This is a genomic window from Nocardia speluncae NBRC 108251 (assembly GCF_001613245.1).
Taxonomy (GTDB): Bacteria; Actinomycetota; Actinomycetes; order Mycobacteriales; family Mycobacteriaceae; genus Nocardia; species Nocardia speluncae.
Genome location: NZ_BDBZ01000001.1, coordinates 326,685 through 348,307, shown reverse-complemented (window position 1 = coordinate 348,307; position 21,623 = coordinate 326,685). Strand labels below are relative to the sequence as shown.

Here is a 21,623-nt window from a genome sequence, read left to right as displayed (position 1 = left end):
ATCTGTCGTCAGACCGGAATGGATCGCATCGGATGGGGTGCGCTGTTTCCGCCGATCCGGGCAAGCGCGAATGCGACTCGGGTCGATGTCGTCAAAGGATCGTTTGCCGACAGCGAAGGTCCGCACGGCCGCAGCTCCGCGGGCCCTCCAGCACTCGGTGCCGGCGTACGAATTCCGGCTTCGGATCAGGCTGGTCGATCGGAGGTGTAGCGGGCGAGCATGGTCTCTACAGCCTGCTCGACGGCGTAGCGGATGTCAGAGGCTGCGGGGTTCCAGTCGGTCAGCAGCATACGGGGCCACAGGACGTAGTTGGCGATCATCCCGAGGAACTGGTTGGCGGCGCTCTCGGCGTCCGGGACGTCGGCGTTACCGGCCTCGTGCTCCGACTCGAGGTAGTGCTGGACTGAGGTGAAGTAGGGCAGCTTGCCGAGCTGGAACTGCATCCGCCCCAGTTCGGGGAAGCGGGGCAGCTCGGCGATGACGATGCGGAACAGGGCTGTCATGCCGGGCCGGCCGATCAGGTCGGCGTAGCGATGGCCGATGGAGGTCAGGCCGGAACGCAGGTCTCCGGCCTGAGGCCGTGCGACAGTGCCTCCGGCGTCGCGCTGCCAGGACTCGGTGACGATGGCCTCGAAGAGGGCTGCCTTGGTGGGGAACTGCTTGAACAGGGTGGACTTCGAGACTGCCGCCCCTTCGGCAATGCGGGCGAGGGAAGTGCCGTCGTAACCGCGGTTCAGGAAGAGGTCCGTGGCTGCGGAGATGATCGCCTCACGCTTTTGCTGGGCGAGGCGGCGGTGATGGGGGGAGAGCTCTGCTGCCATGCGTGCAGTATGCCCTAGCTCCGAGGCGAGTCACTTGACTCGCCTCCTTCGGCATGCCTACAGTGCGACGGAAAGGCGAGTCAACCGACTCGCATCTGATTGCGGTGCCCGCCGTCTCTCGGGTGCCGTGCGACGAGGAGCAGTTGATGACAGTCGACAGGATCGCTTTGGTGACCGGTGCGAACCGTGGCCTGGGTCGAAGTACGGTTCTTGCCCTGGCGGCGCGCGGGGTGCGGGTCGTGGTTACCCATCGCGGTGATGCGGCCGGGGCCGAGGAGACGGCGCAGCAAGTGCACGCTGCGGGCGGGACTGCCGCTGTCGTGCGTCTCGACATCAGCGACGTCTCCTCTTTCGGAGCCTTCACTTCCGAGCTGAGCGGACTGCTCGAGCGCTGGGGGGCTTCGCGGCTCGATATCGTGGTCAACAACGCGGGGGTGGGTGTCTTCGGCCCGCTGGAAGCTGTCACGGCCGACGACTTCGACACGGTGTTCGGCACGAACGTGCGGGGCACGTTCTTCCTCATCCAGGCGCTTGTGCCGCTGCTGGCGCAGGGCGCCCGCGTCATCAACGTCTCGTCGTCGTTGACGCGCCACACCAGTCCCGCGACCTCGGTCTACTCAGCCTCGAAGGCCGCCGTCGAGGCCCTGAGCCGCACTCTGGCCGCAGAGCTCGGCCCCCGCGGCATCCGGGTCAACTCCATTGCCCCTGGGCCGACCGCCACCGACTTCAACGGCGGTGCCATGCGGGATGACGCCGAGATGCGCCAGGGTCTCGCCGGGCAGATCGCGCTCGGCCGCGTCGGCGAACCCGAGGAGATCGGCGACGCCATCGCCACGCTGGCGTCGCAGGGCCTGCGATGGATGACCGCCCAGCGCATCGAGGTCTCCGGCGGCGCCCTCCTTTGACCAACCGAGCGAGCCTGCGCCGGGTCGCGGGCAGCAGCGAGCCGGATTCATTCACGCCGGTCTCGTCTTCGTCCAGTTCCGACGCGTCCGGGTCGCGCAGCGAGCGCAGGGCGCCAGCGGATGGGACGCTCGGGGTGAAGCTGTAGCGGCCGAGAAGGTTCAGGTTGCGATCGAGCGGGGAGAGCCTGGCGACGTCCTCCTCCCGGAGCTCGTGGCCCTCGGCCTAGAACTGGACGATGGTGGCGTCGATGTAGCGAGTGGTCCAGAGCACGACGGCGTTGAGGACCAGGCCGAGCGCGCCAAACTGGTCCTCAACGCCGTCGCGGTACGCCTGATGGATGGTGCCGCGCTTGCCGTGGCACACGTCCCGGGCCAGCTTGTGGCGGGACTCTTGCACGGCCCAGCAGTCGGCAATGTCAGAACAGGGTGCCGCGCACGCGCAGAGGCCGATCCCCGGTAGGCCGAGCTGCGCCAACTCGGCATCGATATCGACCTCGATCGCTCCGAAGAAGTTGATGTTGGCGCTGTGTGCCGGGGAGATGTGGGCCAGGACCTCGTCGTCGATGCGCTGCCCGGCCCGCAACCCGGGCAACACGCACAACTCCCAGTAGTGCCGATACGCCGTCGCGCTGCCCGTCTTCCGCGCCTGGTCGAGGTAGCCGCGCCACTTCGTCGGCACGAACCCGCTCGGGGCGTCATCGAAGACCTTGCGCCGACCGGCTGCGTTCAGCTCGCGCAGCATCGCCACCGCGACCAGCAGCTCCGCCACCGCGGTCCCGCCGGCGAACCACGCCGACGAGAGCACCGCCGGGGTGAATTGGCGCAGATAGTTGTAGGAATCTCGGTGCGGGTCCTGGCCCGACGGCCGTAGCCACCGGGTCCACCCCAAGCTGCTCGGCCAGACGGGTTACCGCCACCCGCGGAGCCGTGACCAACCGGTCCGGCACGAATCCCAGCCACGGCAACGTGCACAACGCGATCGCCAATCCCAACCGGTCTGCCGGGCCACGACCACAACCCGGATCGACGAACACCAGATCCGACGCCGTCAGAGCGAAGTACCGAAACAGCTCCTCACGACTGATCTCGGAAAACCCTCGCAGACGTTCCAGTTCCTGGTCCGCGAACATCCGCGTCGCCACGAAACCCAGCCTCCACCACAGCCGACAAACATCATCATCGGCAGCAAAGCACCAACCATCCCCACACGCACACCGAGCACGAAACCGGTACCCAGCAGGCGACTACGCCATATCCGCCCGATTTCGGCGGATATGGCTACTCCCCGCCCCCGGCGCGGGAACACCGTGCGCCCGCGGGGCGGGGAGTACCTCGGCGAGAGTGACGGGGCGGACATGGACCCGAAAGCAGCTGGAGAACGAGCACGATTTTCCCCTTGACGTGGCGGCTTTCGCTCAATTCGTGTGCCGCGCAAGAATGCGCCCCAACAGCCACTCAACGCGACCGTGCACGAAGCACGTTGTTGCGCTTTCGGCCCGGACCTGTACCGCCGGTCCCAGGAGATTGTCGGCAAGCGAGGACTGCAGGACACGCAGGAGCCGGATGAGCACCTGGTTGAGCGGTTCGAGGGGACGGTCGTCTCGGCGACGCGGCACAACATCTCAACAGCCCGGCAGGTGTGCAGGATGCACACAACCTGGCCTGGAAGCTGGACCGCGGCACCCCCGACCGCGGTGGACCCCGAACGCGCTGCTCGGCTCCTACGCTGAGGAGCGCCGATCGTTGGTGCGGCGCAAGATCCTGCCGACAACCGACACTGCGGAACGGTTCCAAGACGACGATGACAACGACGCCCCGTTCCACCGCGCACTGGGGATCAGCTCTGCTCCCCAGTGCGGCCACGGACCGATAGCCGGATAGCGACGAGCGACCCATCCGAGAGCGACAAAGGCCGCGCTCGCGAATATCTCAGGACAGGCAGGCCCGAAGCTGTGGTGCGGGATGACCACGGCCCGATGGACGCAACGGCCCCCGCACTCTTCGAGCGCGGGGGTCCTGCCGCTCAAAGGCCGGGCGACCTCACCTCGAATCATCGTCATGGCCTGAGCGGCTCGCCCGCAGGATGCGGACCGGGCGCAGCGCCTCGGGTGGTTCACCCGCGAATTCCGCGGACCCGTCCAAGTACCCGGCGATGACGTCCACGGCGGGCCGGTCGTCGACGGCGGTGAAGCCGAGCGCGCGCAACTCTGCGGCGATATCGTCAGGAGCGAAATAGCTGAACCAGGGTTCGCCGACAGCAGCAGCTCGATGTGCGCGCGCCCGCAGCTGCGCACGATCCTCGCCGGTATCTGCCGCCTGCAGGTAGTCGAATATCACCTCGACCGGCTCGGAACAACCAACGACGTATTCGAGGGTCGCGCGGACCGCGTCCGGAGTCAAATAGTAGACGACACCGAGCCACACGAAAACGGCCGGATCGGCCCGGCGGAAGCCGGTGGCCTCCAACCGCGCTGCCAGTGTGTCGGTCTCGAAATCGACCGGCACAAAAGTCACCCGATCGGGCACGTCGATACCGGATTCGGCGAGGCGTTGATGCTTCCAGGCTTGCGTAGCGGGGTGATCGACCTCGAAGACACGCAGACCGGGATGAGGATTGCGGTAAGCGAAGGTGTCCAGGCCCGCGCCGAGGACAACAACCTGCCCGACACCGGCAGCGGCAGCATCGGCCACACAATCCTCGGCGAAACGGGCACGAGCAGCAAAGAACAGGCGGCGCGGCCGATCACCGACACCCAGCCGCAGAATATCCGGCCCACCGCCACCAGCACTATCCACCGGCGGCCGGCCCAACTCGGCCAGCGCGTCCACATCGACACCCAGCAGACGCGTCGCCAGTGGATCGGTCAGAATCCTCGGCCGGTCGAAAATTTGATGATAAGCACGGGCGTAGGCAGTCACGAGCGCTGTCCGACTGGGCCCCTCGATATCCATACCGACAAGCTACTGCCGATTTGCCACCGCAACCCCGCCGGCCGATTCGGGCCGACCGTATTCAGGCGAACGCCGCACAACATCCCGGTGGATAGCCTCCAGGCCCGCGTCGACCAGACAGCCGAGCGAATTCCCCCGCAGCTGGCTCGGCGAACCGGCCGCGCCGGAGGCCCCCACCGGCCGGCCGGACCGCCTTCCCATATTCGCCCGGTTCATACAGAAGCCGCACTGTGGTGACCGGATCAGCCGAAACCGCGAGCCGTCGCAGGCAACAGCAGCCGGCCGTCGTGGACCTCCACGACTTGGTCGGCCACAGCGAGATGAGCGCGATCATGGGTGACCAGGACCGTGGCACTGGACCGCTGATGGGTGAGACGGCCGATCAGATCGAGGACCGCGGCACCGCGTTCGTGATCGAGTGCACTGGTGGGCTCGTCGACCAGCAACACCGTGGGGTCGTTCATCAACGCCCGCGCAATACCGACACGCTGCCGCTGACCACCCGACAGCTGGTGCGGACGACGCCCCGCCACCTCCGCCAGACCGACCGCATCCAGCAACTCCATCGCCCGGCCGCGCGCCGCGCCCGGTTTACGACCATCGATATGGGCCATCACCTGCAACTGTTCGACAGCGGTCAGCGAGGCGATGAGATTCGGCTGCTGGAAGACGATCCCGATCGTGCTACGCCGCAGATCGGTCAGCTCACTACGGCGCAGACCCGTGGTCGACGTACCGTCGATGACCACCGTCCCGGCGTCGGGAGTGATCAAGGTAGCCGCGACAGCGAGCAGACTCGACTTACCAGAACCGGAAGGACCGACCACCGCAGTCAGACTGCCGCGGGGAACTTCCAGGCCGACCTTGTCCAAAGCCGTCAAACGGTTGTCACCGTCCGGGTAGGTAAGAGTGATATCGATCAGATTCAGGCTCATCGGGCGCTCCCCAAAGCAGTCAACGGGTCGACAGAAGTAATGCGACGGACAGATACAGCGGCGCCCACAGCGCCCACCAGAACCATCACCGCCGCCGGAACGAGGACAGTGGCCGCAGTGAGATGGAACGGAACAGCGGAGCCGGCGATGAACACTCCCAGCCCGGCCGCAAGAGCTGTGCCCAGCAATGTGCCACCCACCAGCAGCACCACAGCTTGAGCGAGCGCATCCACCAGCAGCCCGGCCGTAGTGGCACCGAGCGCTTTCAGCACCGCGATATCGCCGCTACGCTGCACTGTCCACACCGTGAAGAACGCCCCGACGACCAGAGCCGAGATTACGAACAGGAAACCCCGCATCAACTGCAAAGAGCCGTTCTCGGAGGCATAGGAACCGATCGCCGACAACGAATCGTCGACACCGACAGTCCTCGTCCCCGCCAACCGATCGATGGCCGCCACATCCGTCCCGGACGTCGCGTTCACAGCGACAACCGACGCCGCCGACTCCGCACCCGACCCCGCAGGCGGCGCGATCTCCCGCCAGAAATCCAGGCCCGCCCACACCACCGGGGTATGGCTGAAATAGGCATCGCCCTCAACAGCAGCCACCCGCAGCCGCTGCCCGGCCACAGTGACGAAATCACCTGCGCCCACACCGAGTTCGGACGCCGCCGGCGTGGACAACACCACCGACTCGGCATCGATACTGCCGCCGTCCGGGGCGAGACGGGAACCGGGAAGCACACCGAACACAGACACACCGACACTGCCGGCGCCCGTCGCGGCGCGGGTGGTGGTGATGCCCAGCGGTTCGGCGTCCTCCACACCAGGAGCACCAGCCCACTCCTGCCACTGTCGATCAGTGACCGAAGAACCGGTGTACGACACATCCTGGCCCTCGCCCGGCGCGGCAAAAACAATCAGATCCGCAGGTAGCGACGTGATCGCGGAAATATTCTGCCGGCCCAGCCCGGCCGTGAGGCCGGACAACAACCCGACCAGCAGCGTGATCAGCACGATCACAGTCCCCATCAGAGCGAAACGCCCCTTGGCGAACTTCAGATCTCTCCAGGCAACAAACACAACCTCGGCCTGTCCTCTCCGACAGTGGAAACGGTACGAGTCCACCCTCGCCGCCCGGCCCGCCCCGCACATCCCACACCGGACGGCACTTCACGAACCGGAAGACACCACCCGAATTCCAACTTTCGACAGAGGCCCCCGGACACCCGGCCTCCGTAACCTGGAAAGCACCGTGAACACCACCGCACCCGACCTGACCCCCACCACCCGGGCCCTCGCCCGGTGCCTGCACCTGCTGATCCTCGGCCTGCTCACACTCACCGCAGTCCGCGCGATCACCCAGCACCAAGCCCACGCCGCGGCGACCACCGTGACAGCCACGATCTGCGCACTCGTATACACCGCCGGCCCACTCCTGCCCCGCATCCGCCACTCCCGGCCCGCCGCCACCTGGTGGCTCACCGCCGTCGGTGCCGTATGGCTCGCACTACTGGCCCTGTCCCCGGACGCCGTATGGGTCGCCTTCCCGCTGTACTTCCTCCAACTCCACCTGCTGCCCCGCCGCGCCGGATACGTCACCGTCACCGTCACCGCCACCGCAGCCATCATCGGCTTCGCTGCCCACCAGCACTCCTTCGCCCCGGCCATGGCGATCGGGCCCGCACTCGGCGCCGCCGTCGCCGTCGCCGTCGTCCGCGGCTACCAAGCCCTGTACCGGGAAAGCGAACAACGCAGACGCCTCATCGACGAACTCACCGCCACCCGCGCCGACCTCGCCCGAGCCCAGCGCACCGCCGGAATGCTCGCCGAACGCGAACGCCTCGCCCGCGAAATCCACGACACCCTCGCCCAAGGACTGTCCAGCATCCAGTTACTGCTGCGCGCCGCCGAACGCGCCCTCCCGAGCCGGCCCGACACCGCCGCCCGCCACGTCGACCAAGCCCGCCAAGCCGCCCAGGACAATCTCGCCGAGGCACGCCGCTTCGTCGCCGCCCTCACCCCACCCGCACTGGACAACAGCACACTGGCCGACGCACTGGAACGACTCTGCGCCACCACCGGCGCCCGCCACCGCCTCGACGTGAAATTCCATCGCGTCGGCGACCCCGGCCCACTGGCCACCACAGACGAGGTCGCACTACTACGCATCGCCCAATCCGCCCTCGCCAACACTGTTCGCCACGCCGACGCCACCACCGCCGAAGTCACGCTCGGCTACCTCGACGATCACGTCACCCTCGACATCACCGACAACGGCCGCGGATTCGACCCCGCCCGCCTCCCCACCCCCGAACCCGACCGCGGCGGATTCGGGCTGGCGGCCATACGCGCCCGCGTCCACGCACTCGGCGGCTCCCTGACCGTCGAATCCGCACCCGGCCACGGCACCGCACTCGCTGCCCGGATACCCCGCACCCCACCGACCGAACCCGAGGTCCGACCGTGACCATCCGACTCCTCCTCGCCGACGACCACCCTGTAGTGCGAGCCGGGCTGCGGGCCGTCCTCGAAACCGAGCCAGGTCTCCTCGTAGTCGCCGAAACAGCCACCGCGGAGGGCGCCGTCGACCGGGCCGCCGCAGGCGATATCGACGTCGTCCTCATGGATCTGCAGTTCGGCAAGGGCATGGGTGGAGCCGAAGCCACCGCCCGGATCACCGCCCGACCCGACGCACCCCGCGTACTGATCGTCACCACCTACGACTCCGACGCCGACACGCTGCCCGCCATCGAAGCCGGCGCCACCGGATACCTCCTCAAAGACGCACCACCCGAAGACCTCGCTGCCGCCGTCCGCACCGCAGCGGCAGGCCGGACCACGCTGGCGCCCACCGTCGCCGACCGGCTGATGAACCGCCTGCGCACGCCCGGTACCGCCCTCACCCGGCGCGAAACCGAAGTACTCACCCTGGTCGCCGACGGCCTGTCCAACCACGCCATCGGCCAACGACTTCACCTCACCGAAGGCACCGTCAAATCCCATCTCGCCCGGATCTACAACAAACTCGGCGTCGACTCCCGCACTGCCGCCGTCGCCGTCGCCACCGACCTCGGCCTCATCCGCCGGTGAAGTACGCGCAGATCATGACGGTGTGATCTCGATCGGGCATCACCCCGCACCGGGGGTGCACATATTCGCCGCCGTTGCGCCCACATCACGTCCGATATCCGCGAGTGGACGTCCCACCAGCGGATATGCAGTGTGGTCCGCGTGAATCGCAGGGTTGCCACTGGGCCGTGCTGTGCGAGGATATTGAGCGCTCCACGAGTCGGTCCGTTTCAAACCCCCCTTTGGAAGGATGCTCAGATGGCGCAAGACACCAGTACCGCTGCCACCCGCACCCGCACCAGCAACGGCAGCAGCCAACAAGTCCAGAGCCTCGAAATGCTGCGCATGGGCCTGGACGAAATACGGCAGGAAGCCCAGAGTGCGCGGCAGTACGCGCAGCAGGCGCAGAACCTCGCCCGCCAGGTGCAACAGCAGGCCCGGCAGGTACAGCACCAATCCCAGATCGCGCAGAGCCAGGCCAACCAGGCCGCCCAGCAGGCGCAGCAAGCTCGTCAGCAGGCGCAGCAGGCCCAGAACCAAGCGCAGCAGGCGCAGAGCGAAGCCGACCGCTCACAGAGCCAGGCCCAGCAGGCCCAGTCCGACGCCAACCAGGCCAACCAGCGCTGTCAGTCGGCGCAGGACCAGGCCGACCAGGCCGCCAACCTCGCCCAGCAGGCCGAGGAACAGTCCACCCGGGCCCAGGACCGCGCAATGCAGTGGGAACTGCAGATGCACCAGATGCGCCAGCAGGTACGGCAGATGTAGTTCGTACACCGGGCAACCACAGGGGTGTAACCCTGTGCGCCTACGCGGGGCCCGGTGATTCTCACCGGGCCCCGCCCCGTGAGGCGACCCGATGAAACAGTGGATTCCGTTATGGGTAACCGATATAGCTCACAATTTCGATTTTGATAATTACCGCGTGTCCCGGTCGACGCCTACCGGGGTTCCGGTGTTGATCAACGGATATGGCGTACGCCTCGTGTCAGAGATGCGGCGTCGTCCGGCCGACCGGACACCGCAGGACCTGAAGGCGGGCGCAAGTTTGGTTCCCAGAGCGCGTGGTGCAGGCCATCGGTGGCGACGACGCGTTCGGCTTCTGCCACCGCCGGATTCCCTGCAGCACTCCCGGCCCCGAACCTGCAAGGCCGCTCGATGCTGGTTCTGTGGCGGTTCGATATCCGGCAATGTCTAACCCTGCGGCGGAGACTCCACGATTATCGTCCGATCCGTGGGTATCCCCTGCCGGAACTGCATTCGCGCCTCCGCCAGGATCGGATCATCCCGCGACCATACCTGCGCCTCGATGTATCGCCCGGATTGAAATGCGTCGAGATACTTCCGGTGTTCTCCATCGAAGTCGATAGACGTGTCCGCATCCACACCATGGATGATCTTCGGCTCGAACCCCTCTGGCGTATTGGATGCAGCCATCCCCGCCACCATCTGGTAGTTGAAGAAGCTGTCCTCGATCGTAAACGTCAGGCGCTCGGTGGGGATCGAGTCCGCGGGAATCCGAATGGCGACGGATCCTTCGGCGGGCGGGTACGTACCCCGCTCGCTCACAAGCTTGAAGTAAAGCGGGTTGTCGGCAATCGGCTCTCCCTTCTCCGCAGCGTATGAACGCAGCCAGGCTTCGACCTGCTTGCGGATGTCCACGTAATCGGCGTTCGCAATCCGCGTTCCCCTCTTGTGCGCGATCGCTGCCGCTTCCTCATGAGGCAGGTCCATGATCGATGTGAAAGGGTCGATCGAGTCCGCCGACACCCTTCTTTCCAACCAGAGTCCACGAAGCGGATGTGGCCGGGATGCGGAACCAGCCCCGCTCTCTCCGCTCCCGACCTCGCCGGGGTCGGCTTCGAATCGGTTCGGGTACGGTTCGCCGACCGGCACCTGCGTGCTTGCGCCGGATTCCGGGTGTCCGTCGGCGGCACCGCGGTCCGTATGTGCAGCGCGGCCGACCGTGTCGATCTTCTCGTGAGCGAGCTGCTGGTCTTCGTGCCGGAATCGTTCGAGGGAGTTCCGTATCTCGCGCGGAAAGTCATGGTGCTTCTTGCTGACCTGCGGGGCGGCTTTCCACACCAGCGCGTCGGCGATACGTTCGGCTGCCTGCAACAGTTTCGCGATGATCGCACCGTTGCCCGAACCGCCCATCAATGTAGTTCTCTTGCGACCGGGCGCTCAGGCGGCGAGGTCTAGGTGGATGGGGTCGATCACGAGAAGCTCCGGGACGAACGGCGCGGATCGGTGGGCGAAATCGAGGGTGGCGCCGCAGCTGACGCGGGCGCGTAGGTAAGGCGAGAGCGCGGTGCGCTCGATCAACGTCACCTACGAACCTCCCCGACCACACCGGAACAGGGCCACATAGTAACCGCCGACTTCGCAGGTGCCGATCCCCGGTCGGCCCGAGCTGGGCCGGCTCGGCATAGATGCGCCGAAGAGAAGTCGATGCTCTCGATGTGCGCCGGCGGCCCTCACCGCTTCTGCTGCCCCCTCAGAGATCCAGTGACGCACAAGCCCTTGGCTGCAATGCTGGCCAAACCAGCGGCGAGCTGTTAGACAGCTGTATAGATCGATGTCCGACGCGGTGGGTGGGTGACGCCCGGCCGCGCACCGATACGGAGGGACCGTCATGAGCACACCCGGGCAGATCGCGATCGTGATCGGCGGCGCCTCCGGAATCGGCTGGGCCACCGCCCAACTGCTCTCCGCCCGCGGTGACACCGTGATCATCGCCGACCTCGACGGCATCGCTGCGGAAACCCAGGCCACCGAACTCGGCGGGAACACGACCGGGCACCGGGTCGAGGTCACCGACGAACAAGCAATGCGCACCCTGTTCGACACCGTCGCCGCCGACCACGGACCGATCGGTACCGTCGTCGACTGCGCCGGAATCTCCCGTCCCGGAACAATCGCCGACCTCTCCCTTGCCGACTGGAAAGCCACCGTCGACGTCTGCCTCACCGGAGCGTTCCTCACCGTCAAAAATGCCACCCATTCCATGCGCGACGGCGGATCCATCGTGCTTGTTGCCTCGCTCAACGGCCGGCAACCGGGCGTAGGAATGGGCGCATACTGCGCGGCGAAGGCCGGGGTACTCATGCTCACCCAAGTTGCCGCCATGGAACTGGCACCACGCGGCATTCGCGTGAACGCGGTCAATCCCGGCTTCGTCCACACACCCCTCACCTACGGCGCGACGCTTGTTCCCGGACTGGTCGACGAATACATCGAGAACACCCCGTTGGGCCGCGCCGGCACGCCGGAAGATGTAGCCCGCACAATCGCCTTCCTCACCTCCGGCGACACCGGCTGGATGACCGGCTCGGCAATCGACCTCAACGGCGGTGCGCACACGATGCGATACCCGAACATCGTCGAACGAGTCGCCGAGATGGTTGCTACGAACTCGGACACCGAGTGAGGCAGGAAGCCCCTCTCTTTGTGTAGTTGGAGTTGAATCCGGATCGCCACAGATTATGGTGGAATTATCATTAGTAGATGCGCATATCCACGTAGCACTCTATATCAGCCGAAGGTCTCGGCTCGTGGACACTCAGTGGACAGGGCCATTATCGGTCAGTGCTTGCGCAACGGTGAGGCTGTCTTCGTAGACGTGGTAGCGGGTGATCACACCATCTTCGATGGTGAGGCGTAGTGCACAGCGAGCGCTGTACGTCCTGCCGGTCGCCTTCACCGTCTGGCGAATATCGCCGAGCACCACAGCATCCGGGCCGTCGACCAGGACCGTGGGCGTCGCCCCTCCCCTCTTCTCGGGGATGTGAAACTCGTTCAGCGCCCGGAAGTGGTCGGCGACGTCGGTGCGCGTCGATCGCTGTCGGATCCAGGGCACGGCGGGATGCCCCGCAGCGGGCCAGTCGAGCTGCCAGTCGACAGTATCGGCGAACAGGTCGGCGATACTGTCCGGATCGCCTTCGGTCAAGCGGCGGAGGAACTCGGCCACGACGGCACGGGTGCCCGCGTCCTTGCCGGTGAACTGGTAGTCGTGCTGGATTCGTCCGTCCTGGTCGAGAAGCATGAAGACGGCGCCGCTCCAGACGGGAACGCCGCCCGCCGCGGGAACCATGTGGGTAGAGAACGTGACTGCGTTGTGGTGGGTCACGGAGTCCCCCGCAGGGACGAAGACGAATCCTCCTGTCGTGACGAACTGCTCGTACGCGCTGGTGACTCGGGCTTCGATGGCGTCATGCCCTCGGTACTCGCCGACTTCGCTGTACTCCACTCCGTCCTCGGTCCACAGCTCGGCGATGGCCTTGCGCCGCCGAGTATGGTCCGGCTCGTTCCACACGGCTGTATAGCGGCTGGTCAGGGAGCCGATATCCGTTGTAAAGGTCATGGTCGAGACACTAACCAAGCTTCCCTGACATCTTCTGTCAGTGAACTTTGGCAGTCTTGTGGGCATGCGCGCGGCTCGTCTGGTGTCCCTGCTGTTACTGCTGCAATCCCGAGACCGGATGACCGCCCAGGAGCTGGCGGACATCCTGGAGGTATCGGTGCGGACGATCTACCGGGATGTGGAATCGCTCAGTACCGCGGGCGTGCCGGTGTACGGAGAGCCTGGGCACGAGGGCGGCTACCGACTACTCGGCGGTTACCGGACCCGGCTGACCGGTCTCACCACGGCCGAGGCCGAGGCGCTTTTCCTGGCCGGGCTGCCGACGGCTGCCGCCCAACTGGGCCTGACTGCCGCAGTGACCACCGCGCAGCTCAAACTAGAGGCCGCGTTGCCTGCCGAACTGCGCGACCGCGCCAGCCACATTGCCGATCGATTCCACCTCGACTCCCCACCCTGGTACGGCGACACGGAGCACACACCCCATCTGGCCTCGATCGCCGACGCCACCTGGAACCAGCACGCGGCGCGGATCCGCTACCTGCGCTGGGCAGAGCCTCACGAGATCACCCGAACCGTCGAGCCGCACGGCCTCGTCCTCAAGGCCGGAAACTGGTACCTCGTGGCTCGCAGCCAGGGACAGCTGCGTACCTACCGGATCTCCCGCATCCTCGACGTGGATGTGCTTCCCCAACCGTTCGACCGCTCCGAAGGCTTTGATCTGGGCGCCCACTGGAACAGCTACCTCAACAATTTCGACCAGCGCCGCCACCGGGGCACAGCAATTCTGCGGCTCTCTCGCCGCGGCATCGACCGACTGCCCAGCCTGCTGGAGCCGGCCACGGTTGTCGCTGCCCGGCAAACAGCGGCCGGACCGGACCCAGCAGGCTGGACCGAGGTCGTGGTCCCCATCGAGTCGGTCGAAGCGGCCGTACCCGAACTCCTCAAACTCGGCGCCGACGTCGAAATCGTCGCACCAGAAAAGCTCCGGAAGGAACTCATCCAAACCCTGCAAGCAATGAATCGTATCTATAGTGGGCGCGCGAACGACGTTCACCGGCAGGCAGAACTTACTCCACACCCCGATTCCGGGGCCGGATCAGGATGCTGAGGGTCATGGTCGAGATACCGGAAAAGGTCGCTCGCTTCGGTGCCTTTCGTGTGTCAGACGGCGGTCTTCTCGGGCAGAAGGGCCAGCAGTTGCCGAGTGTGGTTGGGGATCTCGATATCGGCCAGGCCCTTGAACAGTCCGCGCAGCGGCACGACGGCATCGGTGAGCAGAGCGCCCGCGGAGAGCCCGAGGAGCGGGACGGGGCTGTCGAGTTCGGGATCGGACAGGGCAGGTCCGCCGAAGCCGCAGAGGATCTCGACCTGACGGCGCAGCCGCGCACGCAGGCCGGGGGACCCGCCTGCCTGTTCGACCACACGGTCGATGGTCCAGGTGTCGAGGGCGTGGCGATTGTCGTAGGTGGTGTGTTCGCCCGCCGCGACCGCCGCCACCGCGGCGATGGTGCCCGCAGTGACGAGACAGACGTGGGCCAGGATCCGATCGGCATTCCATTCACCCGGCCGTGGTGTCCGAAGGTGGGCCGAATCTGCCACGGTGACAGCGGCTTCCAGGAGCGAGTCGTAGGCATCGTGCAATGCTGTGGTGTCCAACATCACGCATGCACCTCCGAGTCCATTTCCCACGGGGCCTGCGGAAGGACCTTGCCGGTTTCCAGCAGAGACTTGAGGTTGGCGATCACCGAGGGCCAACCTCGCGAAATACCCTGAAGCATTTCCTCGTTCAGCAGATTCTCGTGGGTGACGGTGAGCCGGACGATGTCCTGGTGGGACTCGACGAGGAAGGTCACCACAGACGGCGGGCGGTCCTCGGGGGAATCTTCGAAGGTGAGGACCAGCTTCGTCGGCGGTTCGGACTCGAGCACCTTGCCGACGACGTCTATTTTGCCGGAGCCGTCGGCGCGGCGGTGCTCCCAGGGTGAACCGGGCTCCCAATCGGACACATTCTCGTGAAACCAGTACTGGGCGGTCAATTCGGCGTCGGTCAGCGCCTTCCACACCTGTTCGGCGCCGGCGTGAATATAGGTGACGTAGACGTAGCTCGGCACGGTGGCGGTCATGGCGTTCTCCTCTGCCTGGTTCTTGATGGCGCGCAGGACATCCAGCCGGGGGCGGTCGAAGATGGAGATCCAGCGTTGTTCGATGTCGTGAATCGGTGTCGGATTGATGTAGTGCACCCGCGCGCGCCCACGCCGCAGCACAGTCACCAGGCCGGCCCGCTCGAGAATGTCGAGATGCTGGGTCAACGACTGCCGGGCCATATCGACCCGCTCGCAGAGCTCCTGCAGCGTCTGGCCGTTACGCTCCCGCAGCCGGTCCAGCAGCCGTCGGCGGGTGCCGTCGGCGAGTGCCTTGAAAACCGCGTCCATGTCAGGTTCGGATTGCACGCTCAAACTATGCAGGCATTTACCTGCATATGTCAACAGGTAGCACTTCGGCACCGCGACTGTCAGATGCCGGTCGCCCGGTGCCGGATTCCGGCGAGCATCATGTCCAGTAACCGGTCGAACTCTTGCACGGATCCGAAGTCCGTCATCCGGGGCGCGAGAGTGGCCATCGTGGGATACACCTCGGGGTCGAATGCGGGAACGGTTGCGGGGCTGCCGGGTTCACCGCCGAGGAGCGCCAGCAGATAGCCGTTCAGGAAGCCGAACAGCATCAGAGGCGCGTCTGCGATGACGTCATCGGGGACGCCCCCCGTGCGCATCGCGGAAACCAATTGCTCCAACGCAGCGAGGGCCACGGGGGAATTCTGTGGCCGGGTGGCAAGCAGTGGGACCACATGGGGGTGCCGGCACGCGGTCCGCCGATAGTGGTGCGCTGTTCGGCGCGCGATCTCTTCCCAGGTATCGGACTCCGCAGCAATTCCGGTCGACATTTCGGTCAGTACGGCCTCGGATATCGCGTCCAACAGCGCCGCTTTGCCCTTGATGTGGTTGTAGATCGACATCGGGTCGACTCCGAGCTCATCGGCGAGCCGCCGGACACCGAACCGCTCCAAGCCGTCGCGGTCGACGAGCGCGACGGCGGCGGCCGCGATCCGGTCACGTGTGAGGCCCGCCGATCTGCCTTGCGTACGCCTGGCCACGGCCACTCCCTTCCCTTGCCAAACCTACGCCGTAGGCTATACCGTGCATTTGAAACCTACACCGTAGGTTTATGGGAAAGAACCCTATGGGGACCGCAGGTGAGATAAGCCCTCGGCTTCCGTATCCAGCGGCCGACCACTCGGTTGCCTATCACGAACCGGCGCCGGGAAAGGACGCACGCCTTGAACCGCAGGACAGTCATTCGCGCCATGGCCGCGACTTCAGCATTCGCAATGCTGGGCAGCACCGGATGCGGCGCCGGTGACATCACCGGATCGGTCGTGGAGACACGATCCGGGCGAGTGCGCGGGAGCGCGACCGACGGCGTACACGCATTCAAGGGGGTGCCCTATGCCGCGCCGCCACAAGGGGTGGCGCGCTACCTGCCACCGCGGCCGGTCCGTGCGTGGACCGGAGTCCGCGATGCAGTGCCCCTCGGCCCCACTCCCCCACAGCCGCCGACACCGCCGCCACTGGACTTCTTCGCGCCGGCGATTCCCGGCGCGGACTACCTCAACCTGAACATTTGGACACCCGAACCCGGATCCACGCGCCTACCGGTGATGGTGTGGATATTCGGCGGCGGTTTCGACACCGGCAGTAACGGCCTCTATGACGGCCATGCTTTTGCCCGCGACGGCGTGGTGTTCGTTGCGCTCAACTACCGGCTCGGTGCCGAGGGCTTCCTGTTCCTCGACGACGGCATTGCGAATATCGCGCTCCTCGATCAAATCGCGGCACTGGAATGGGTGCGCGACAACATCTCCCACTTCGGCGGCGACCCCGGCAATGTCACCGTCTTCGGACAATCCGCCGGCGCAATGGCCGTCGGCACGCTGCTGGCGATGCCACGGGCCGAGGGACTGTTCCGGCGCGCGATCATGCAGAGCGGTGCGGGCAATTTGTGCTACTCCACCGATACCGCGAATGAGATCGGGCACCGCCTCGCCGCGAAGCTCGGCGTGCCACCGACACGTGAGGACGTTGCCGCGGCCGGGGTCGAGCGGGTCCTCGCCGCCCAGACCTCGGTCATGAGCGATCTGGCGCGGCGGCCGGACCCGCAACGCTGGGGCGGCGAGCCCGGGTGCCGGGTCAATATGTGGCGCCCCACCATCGACGGCGCCACCCTTCCTTCGGCACCTGTCGACGCCATCACTGCCGGTGCCGGCAGCGATGTGGATGTGCTGATCGGCCACAACAGCGAAGAAGGGCGGCTGTCGCTGGTGCCGTTCGGTAGCCTCGAGTCGGTCACCGACGAGGAACTGTTCACGGCAATGCGCCTGTACCGGCTACCGGTCGACCGGGCACTGCCCGCCTACCGCGCCGCCTACCCGGGCGCCGGCCCCGGTGCGCTACTGGCCATCCTGCAGGCGGACTGGTTCTACACCATCCCGGGCCTGCGGCTCGCCGACGCGCGCACCAGCGCACCAGGTGCCACCTACCTGTACGAATTCGCCTGGCGGTCCCCGCAGTTCGACGGGCAACTCGGAGCATGCCACTTCCTCGAGGTCCCGTTCGTCTTCGATCGGCTGCACGACCGGCGTATGCAATGGATCACCGGCCCGAACCCACCCCAGCAGCTGGCCGACCTGATGCATCGCACCTGGGTGCAGTTCGCCCACACTGGCCGGGCGAACTGGGCACCGTACGAAACCACTCGCAGAACCACCATGCGGATGGACCTCCGGCCAGCTGCCGTCGACGACCCGTACCCGAACCGCCACCTATGGGACGGAATCGACTTGCACTGAGGCCGCCCTGGACAAGGCGGCGGAAGGCTGTGTCGCGATGCAGGCCCGGCCGACACCGAATCACGTCGAGGGCACGACTGAAGGGCTCGGACGCACGGTAGCCAGCTTTGTGCCCGCACAGTGAGAGGCCCCTCCCCCTGCCTCGGTGTGAGCTCGACGCGCAAGCACTTCTAGCCAGGCGGTCGGCGGATGAACAATACATGGTTAGATGCGCATATCGTCGTATCTAGGTTTATTACCTGAGTTCGGTTGGCGGAACACCGGATCGGTTCGGCTCCGGCCGTTAGGCTGTTGCGTCGAGGCCGGAGCGTACGCGGCCGGGTACAGACGAGGAGGGCCGTCGGATGGATCCATGGAACCGTCGTCGTTTTCTGACCACCGGTGCCCTGGCCGCCGGGGCACTGACTCTGGGCACGGGGCCGGTGGCCGCGCGGCCCGCTCCCCCACTGGAGGTCGCACCACTCGGGCCCGGATTCCTGTGGGGCGTCGCGTCGTCGGGGTTCCAGTCCGAGGGGCACGCCCCCGACAGCAACTGGACCCGGTATATCGCTGCCGGGAAAACCGAGGACCCCTACCACGATTCCGTCGATTTCTACTCGCGGTTCCGATCCGATATCGCGCTGGCGGCGCAATTGGGGGTGCGGGTGTACCGGATCGGGATCGAATGGGCCCGGGTACAACCGCGGCCGGGCGAATGGGACGAGGCCGGGTTCCAGTTCTACGACGAGGTCGTCGGCGCCATCAGTGCGGCGGGTATGCGGCCGATGCTCACCCTCGATCACTGGGTGTATCCGGGATGGCAGGCCGAGCGCGGCGGATGGCGGCGCGCCGGCATGGTCGACGACTGGCTGGCCAACGCCCGGACCGTCGTCGACCGGTATGCGGCGGCGGAACCACTGTGGATCACCTTCAACGAACCCGCGGCCTATCTCATGAACGAGGTGCGCTACGGCGGGATCGGTGTCGGCGATATCCCGGCGATGCAGGAACGAATGGCCCTCGCGCACGACGCCGCCTACGACCATATCCACCGCGTGCAACCCGGTGCGATGGTCAGCAGCAATGTCGCCTACATTCCGGCCGCCGACGACATGATCAACGGTGCGTTCGTGGACCGGATCGAGGCGCGGCTCGATTACATCGGGATCGACTACTACTACGGATTCTCACCGCACAGCGTGCTCACCCAGTTCCCGGACCCCGCGAAACTGTGGACGTTGTCGCTCCAGGCCGAGGGCATCTACTACGCGCTCGACCATTACGCGCGGCGGTTTCCCGGTAAAGCGCTCTACATTGTGGAGAACAGCATGCCGACCGAGAACGGCAGGCCCCGCGCGGACGGTTACACCCGTGCCGATCTACTCCGTGACACCGTCTACTGGCTGCAGCGTGCGGCCGCCGACGGAATGAACCTCATGGGCTACAACTACTGGAGCCTCACCGACAACTACGAGTGGGGTTCCTACACGCCGCGGTTCGGGCTCTATACCGTCGATGTTCTCGGCGATCCCGCACTCACCCGCCGCCCCACCGATGCGGTCGCCGCCTATACCGCGATCACCCGGCAAGGTGGTGTACCCGGCGACTACCGGCCGACCCGGGCTCCGGCGGCGTGCTCGATCGTGGACGGTTTGTCCAGCTGCGCCGATCAACTGACCGTGCCGCGCTGACCCGGCGTCCACCGCGCCGCCGAGGTGGTGCACTGCCCGGACCGGCGGGTCATGCGAGACTGGCCGGGTGAACGGGGAGAAAGAAATCCGCGACGACAGCACCGGCACGCCCGCCGGCACCCGGCTGGACCGGGGGGCCGTGATCGGGTCCGGGGTGCTGTGGGTGGCGAAATGGGCGTTGTGCATCGTGGCGATCGCGGCCGGGGCCTGGGTGCTCGGGTTCCTGGCCGCGAAACTGTGGGTGGTGCTGTTACCGGTGCTGCTGGCGATCGTGATCGCCACCGTGCTGTGGCCGCCGACGGGGTTGCTGGTGCGCGCCGGCCTGCCACCGGCAGCTGCCGCATCGCTGACTCTGGTGGGGTTCATCGGGGTGCTCGCGGGCGGGATCGCACTGATCGTGCCCTCGGTGGTGGATCAGATGCCCGAGCTCTCCGACAAGGCCACCGGCGGGATCAACACCGTCCGGGACTGGCTGCAAGGGCCGCCGCTGAACATCCGCGACGAACAGCTGGATTCGGCGGTCGACGCGGTCGTCGAGCGGGTGCAGTCCAGTGCCGAACAGATCGCGTCCGGGGTGTTCACCGGGGTCAGCACTGCGACCTCGGTGCTGGTCACCATCTTCCTCGTACTGGTGCTGTCGTTTTTCTTCATCAAGGACGGGCCGAAATTCTTGCCGTGGCTGCACAAGTTCCTCGGCGGTCGCAGCGGGCGGCATTTCGAGGAAGTACTGGTCCGGGTGTGGCAGGTACTCGGGGGGTTCATCCGCACGCAGGCGCTGGTCAGCTTTATCGATGCCTTCTTCATCGGCCTCGGCCTGGTGATTCTCGGAGTGCCGCTGTGGGGCGTGCTGACCGCGCTGACCTTCCTCGGCGGCTTCATCCCGATGGTGGGCGCGTTCGTCGCGGGTGCGCTCGCAGTGCTGGTGGCGCTGGTGGGCAACGGGTTCACCACGGCATTGATCGTGCTGGTGATCATCATCGCGGTGCAGCAGCTCGAGGGCAATGTGTTGCAGCCGGTACTGCAGAGCCGGACCATGAAACTGCATGCGGTCGTGGTGCTGCTGGCCGTTACCGGGGGCGGCACCCTGTACGGGATCACCGGGGCGTTCCTCGCGGTCCCGGTGGTGGCCGTGGTGGCAGTGGTTATCCGCTACATCAGCGAACAGGTCGACGTGCAGGTCGCCCGGTCCGAAGAAGGTGCCGAGACCTCCGAAGAGCCGATACCGGTCGACGATCCCGGCGTCGCCGAGAAGTCATAGGCGGTTCAGGCGCCGAGCAGCGATTCCAGCGCCGCGATATGGAGTTCGAACACCTGCCCCCGGTCGGTGAAGGTATCGCCGCCGTACATATCGAAGACGTCGAAACTCACGGCCCCGAACAAGGTGCACCAGACGGTGAGCGCGCGGGCGAGTGCCCAGTCGGGTAGGTCCATATCGAATTCGTCACGGATTCGAGTGAAATCGCGGGAGAGCGTGCTCGATACGGGTGGGTCCACGGCGGGGCGGGTCAGCAGCTGCCGGGCATGAGCCTCCGCGATGATCCGGACCAGGGTGAGGATCACCCGCGTTCCCGGTATAACGGTGCGTTCGGCCGGTGCGGTGTAGCCGGGGACGGGGGTGCCGAACAGCAGCCCGTACCACGCCGGTTCGGCCAGTGCCCAGGTGTGGACGGCGCGCGCGGTGATCCGCAGGCGTTCGACGGGATCGTCGACGGCGTCGGCGAGCGCGGCGTCGACGGCATCGCCGAGAGCGTCGTAGCCGTCGACCACGAGCAGGGTCAACAGTTCGTCGCGACTGCGGACGTAGCGGTAAACCGCCGAGGAGACCACTCCGAGATCACGGGCCACGGCGCGCAAGGACAGTGCCGAGGCCCCGCCGGTGGCAAGATGTTCGCGCGCGATGCGCAGGATATCCGACATGGTCTGGGCGCGGGCCCGGGCACGAGGCGTGGTCACCCGCACCAGCCTGACCATTCAAGAGAGCAGTGTCAACAAAAGTGATCGGC

At 66.2% G+C, this 21,623-nt stretch carries 21 protein-coding genes and 1 pseudogene; 9 read left to right on the top strand and 13 right to left on the bottom strand.

Annotation, left to right across the window (positions count from 1 at the left end):
* Positions 1-185 precede the first annotated feature (185 nt).
* Positions 186-821, bottom strand: a complete 636-nt coding sequence (locus tag NS6_RS01460; RefSeq protein ID WP_068035444.1) for a TetR/AcrR family transcriptional regulator — start codon at positions 819-821, stop codon at positions 186-188.
* Between the two features lie 146 nt (positions 822-967).
* Between NS6_RS01460 and NS6_RS01455 the strand changes: the two genes are divergently transcribed.
* Entirely contained in the window at positions 968-1,726 is a 759-nt protein-coding gene (locus NS6_RS01455; RefSeq protein ID WP_068036040.1) for an SDR family NAD(P)-dependent oxidoreductase, read from the top strand.
* Between the two features lie 223 nt (positions 1,727-1,949).
* Here the strand turns inward: NS6_RS01455 and NS6_RS36400 are convergent, their stop codons facing one another.
* The 5 genes and pseudogenes from NS6_RS36400 to NS6_RS01430 form a co-directional block, all read right to left on the bottom strand.
* On the bottom strand, positions 1,950-2,123 hold the full coding sequence (locus NS6_RS36400; RefSeq protein ID WP_371859294.1) for a Tn3 family transposase: 174 nt from the start codon (positions 2,121-2,123) through the stop codon (positions 1,950-1,952).
* A 159-nt stretch (positions 2,124-2,282) separates the two neighbouring features.
* Positions 2,283-2,868: pseudogene (locus tag NS6_RS33595) on the bottom strand (DUF4158 domain-containing protein); the annotation flags it as partial.
* A gap of 898 nt (positions 2,869-3,766) precedes the next feature.
* Complete coding sequence (locus NS6_RS01445) at positions 3,767-4,678, bottom strand: class I SAM-dependent methyltransferase (RefSeq protein WP_068035440.1); 912 nt, start codon at positions 4,676-4,678, stop codon at positions 3,767-3,769.
* 242 nt (positions 4,679-4,920) lie between these two features.
* Positions 4,921-5,613, bottom strand: coding sequence for an ABC transporter ATP-binding protein (locus NS6_RS01435; RefSeq protein ID WP_068035437.1), 693 nt, complete (start codon positions 5,611-5,613; stop codon positions 4,921-4,923).
* A complete protein-coding gene (locus tag NS6_RS01430; protein ID WP_210746585.1) occupies positions 5,610-6,647 on the bottom strand; it encodes an ABC transporter permease in 1,038 nt (345 codons plus the stop codon). Before NS6_RS01430 ends, NS6_RS01435 begins: the two co-directional genes overlap by 4 nt.
* A 223-nt stretch (positions 6,648-6,870) precedes the next feature.
* Here NS6_RS01430 and NS6_RS01425 point away from each other — a divergent pair, with 223 nt between their 5' ends.
* The 3 genes from NS6_RS01425 to NS6_RS01415 all read left to right on the top strand — a co-directional run bounded on the left by NS6_RS01425 (position 6,871) and on the right by NS6_RS01415 (position 9,452).
* Complete coding sequence (locus NS6_RS01425) at positions 6,871-8,085, top strand: sensor histidine kinase (protein WP_068035432.1); 1,215 nt, start codon at positions 6,871-6,873, stop codon at positions 8,083-8,085.
* Positions 8,082-8,708: a response regulator gene (locus tag NS6_RS01420; protein ID WP_068035430.1), complete on the top strand. Its 627-nt coding sequence runs from the start codon at positions 8,082-8,084 to the stop codon at positions 8,706-8,708. The genes NS6_RS01425 and NS6_RS01420 overlap by 4 nt, the downstream gene beginning before the upstream one ends.
* A 237-nt stretch (positions 8,709-8,945) precedes the next feature.
* Positions 8,946-9,452, top strand: coding sequence for a hypothetical protein (locus tag NS6_RS01415; protein ID WP_068035428.1), 507 nt, complete (start codon positions 8,946-8,948; stop codon positions 9,450-9,452).
* A 426-nt stretch (positions 9,453-9,878) separates the two neighbouring features.
* On the opposite strand, the gene NS6_RS01410 is transcribed toward NS6_RS01415, so the two are convergent.
* Positions 9,879-10,841 (bottom strand): hypothetical protein, encoded by a 963-nt coding sequence (locus NS6_RS01410; RefSeq protein ID WP_068035426.1) that lies wholly within the window; start codon positions 10,839-10,841, stop codon positions 9,879-9,881.
* A gap of 27 nt (positions 10,842-10,868) precedes the next feature.
* Positions 10,869-11,015, bottom strand: a complete 147-nt coding sequence (locus tag NS6_RS34495) for a hypothetical protein (protein WP_157112576.1) — start codon at positions 11,013-11,015, stop codon at positions 10,869-10,871.
* Between the two features lie 304 nt (positions 11,016-11,319).
* Between NS6_RS34495 and NS6_RS01405 the strand changes: the two genes are divergently transcribed.
* Positions 11,320-12,114: an SDR family NAD(P)-dependent oxidoreductase gene (locus NS6_RS01405; RefSeq protein WP_174552547.1), complete on the top strand. Its 795-nt coding sequence runs from the start codon at positions 11,320-11,322 to the stop codon at positions 12,112-12,114.
* Between the two features lie 132 nt (positions 12,115-12,246).
* Here the strand turns inward: NS6_RS01405 and NS6_RS33590 are convergent, their stop codons facing one another.
* A complete protein-coding gene (locus NS6_RS33590) occupies positions 12,247-13,047 on the bottom strand; it encodes a nuclear transport factor 2 family protein (protein ID WP_210746584.1) in 801 nt (266 codons plus the stop codon).
* A 64-nt stretch (positions 13,048-13,111) separates the two neighbouring features.
* Here NS6_RS33590 and NS6_RS01395 point away from each other — a divergent pair, with 64 nt between their 5' ends.
* Positions 13,112-14,155: a helix-turn-helix transcriptional regulator gene (locus NS6_RS01395; protein WP_084470523.1), complete on the top strand. Its 1,044-nt coding sequence runs from the start codon at positions 13,112-13,114 to the stop codon at positions 14,153-14,155.
* 53 nt (positions 14,156-14,208) lie between these two features.
* Here NS6_RS01395 and NS6_RS01390 read toward each other — a convergent pair whose 3' ends face one another.
* From NS6_RS01390 to NS6_RS01380, 3 genes are all read right to left on the bottom strand, one after another.
* Positions 14,209-14,706, bottom strand: coding sequence for a hypothetical protein (locus NS6_RS01390; protein WP_068035424.1), 498 nt, complete (start codon positions 14,704-14,706; stop codon positions 14,209-14,211).
* Positions 14,706-15,479: an ArsR/SmtB family transcription factor gene (locus NS6_RS01385; RefSeq protein WP_068035422.1), complete on the bottom strand. Its 774-nt coding sequence runs from the start codon at positions 15,477-15,479 to the stop codon at positions 14,706-14,708. Before NS6_RS01385 ends, NS6_RS01390 begins: the two co-directional genes overlap by 1 nt.
* Positions 15,480-15,559: 80 nt before the next feature.
* The gene (locus NS6_RS01380; protein WP_068036034.1) at positions 15,560-16,198 is read right to left on the bottom strand and encodes a TetR/AcrR family transcriptional regulator; all 639 of its coding nucleotides are present in this window, start codon (positions 16,196-16,198) and stop codon (positions 15,560-15,562) included.
* Between the two features lie 210 nt (positions 16,199-16,408).
* Here NS6_RS01380 and NS6_RS01375 point away from each other — a divergent pair, with 210 nt between their 5' ends.
* The 3 genes from NS6_RS01375 to NS6_RS01365 all read left to right on the top strand — a co-directional run bounded on the left by NS6_RS01375 (position 16,409) and on the right by NS6_RS01365 (position 20,878).
* On the top strand, positions 16,409-17,950 hold the full coding sequence (locus NS6_RS01375) for a carboxylesterase/lipase family protein (RefSeq protein WP_210746583.1): 1,542 nt from the start codon (positions 16,409-16,411) through the stop codon (positions 17,948-17,950).
* A gap of 344 nt (positions 17,951-18,294) precedes the next feature.
* Positions 18,295-19,620, top strand: coding sequence for a family 1 glycosylhydrolase (locus tag NS6_RS01370; RefSeq protein WP_068035419.1), 1,326 nt, complete (start codon positions 18,295-18,297; stop codon positions 19,618-19,620).
* Positions 19,621-19,687: 67 nt separating this feature from the next.
* Positions 19,688-20,878, top strand: a complete 1,191-nt coding sequence (locus NS6_RS01365; protein ID WP_245669086.1) for an AI-2E family transporter — start codon at positions 19,688-19,690, stop codon at positions 20,876-20,878.
* 5 nt (positions 20,879-20,883) lie between these two features.
* On the opposite strand, the gene NS6_RS01360 is transcribed toward NS6_RS01365, so the two are convergent.
* Entirely contained in the window at positions 20,884-21,591 is a 708-nt protein-coding gene (locus NS6_RS01360; protein WP_068035417.1) for a TetR/AcrR family transcriptional regulator, read from the bottom strand.
* Positions 21,592-21,623: the final 32 nt, after the last annotated feature.

Coding starts and splice junctions, on each gene's coding strand:
- NS6_RS01460 (WP_068035444.1), bottom strand. CDS start 821: ATGGCAGCAGAGCTCTCCCCCCATCACCGCCGCCTCGCCCAGCAAAAG.
- NS6_RS01455 (WP_068036040.1), top strand. CDS start 968: ATGACAGTCGACAGGATCGCTTTGGTGACCGGTGCGAACCGTGGCCTG.
- NS6_RS01445 (WP_068035440.1), bottom strand. CDS start 4,678: ATGGATATCGAGGGGCCCAGTCGGACAGCGCTCGTGACTGCCTACGCC.
- NS6_RS01435 (WP_068035437.1), bottom strand. CDS start 5,613: ATGAGCCTGAATCTGATCGATATCACTCTTACCTACCCGGACGGTGAC.
- NS6_RS01430 (WP_210746585.1), bottom strand. CDS start 6,647: ATGGGGACTGTGATCGTGCTGATCACGCTGCTGGTCGGGTTGTTGTCC.
- NS6_RS01415 (WP_068035428.1), top strand. CDS start 8,946: ATGGCGCAAGACACCAGTACCGCTGCCACCCGCACCCGCACCAGCAAC.
- NS6_RS01410 (WP_068035426.1), bottom strand. CDS start 10,841: ATGGGCGGTTCGGGCAACGGTGCGATCATCGCGAAACTGTTGCAGGCA.
- NS6_RS01405 (WP_174552547.1), top strand. CDS start 11,320: ATGAGCACACCCGGGCAGATCGCGATCGTGATCGGCGGCGCCTCCGGA.
- NS6_RS33590 (WP_210746584.1), bottom strand. CDS start 13,047: ATGACCTTTACAACGGATATCGGCTCCCTGACCAGCCGCTATACAGCC.
- NS6_RS01395 (WP_084470523.1), top strand. CDS start 13,112: ATGCGCGCGGCTCGTCTGGTGTCCCTGCTGTTACTGCTGCAATCCCGA.
- NS6_RS01390 (WP_068035424.1), bottom strand. CDS start 14,706: ATGTTGGACACCACAGCATTGCACGATGCCTACGACTCGCTCCTGGAA.
- NS6_RS01385 (WP_068035422.1), bottom strand. CDS start 15,479: ATGGACGCGGTTTTCAAGGCACTCGCCGACGGCACCCGCCGACGGCTG.
- NS6_RS01375 (WP_210746583.1), top strand. CDS start 16,409: ATGGCCGCGACTTCAGCATTCGCAATGCTGGGCAGCACCGGATGCGGC.
- NS6_RS01370 (WP_068035419.1), top strand. CDS start 18,295: ATGGATCCATGGAACCGTCGTCGTTTTCTGACCACCGGTGCCCTGGCC.
- NS6_RS01360 (WP_068035417.1), bottom strand. CDS start 21,591: ATGGTCAGGCTGGTGCGGGTGACCACGCCTCGTGCCCGGGCCCGCGCC.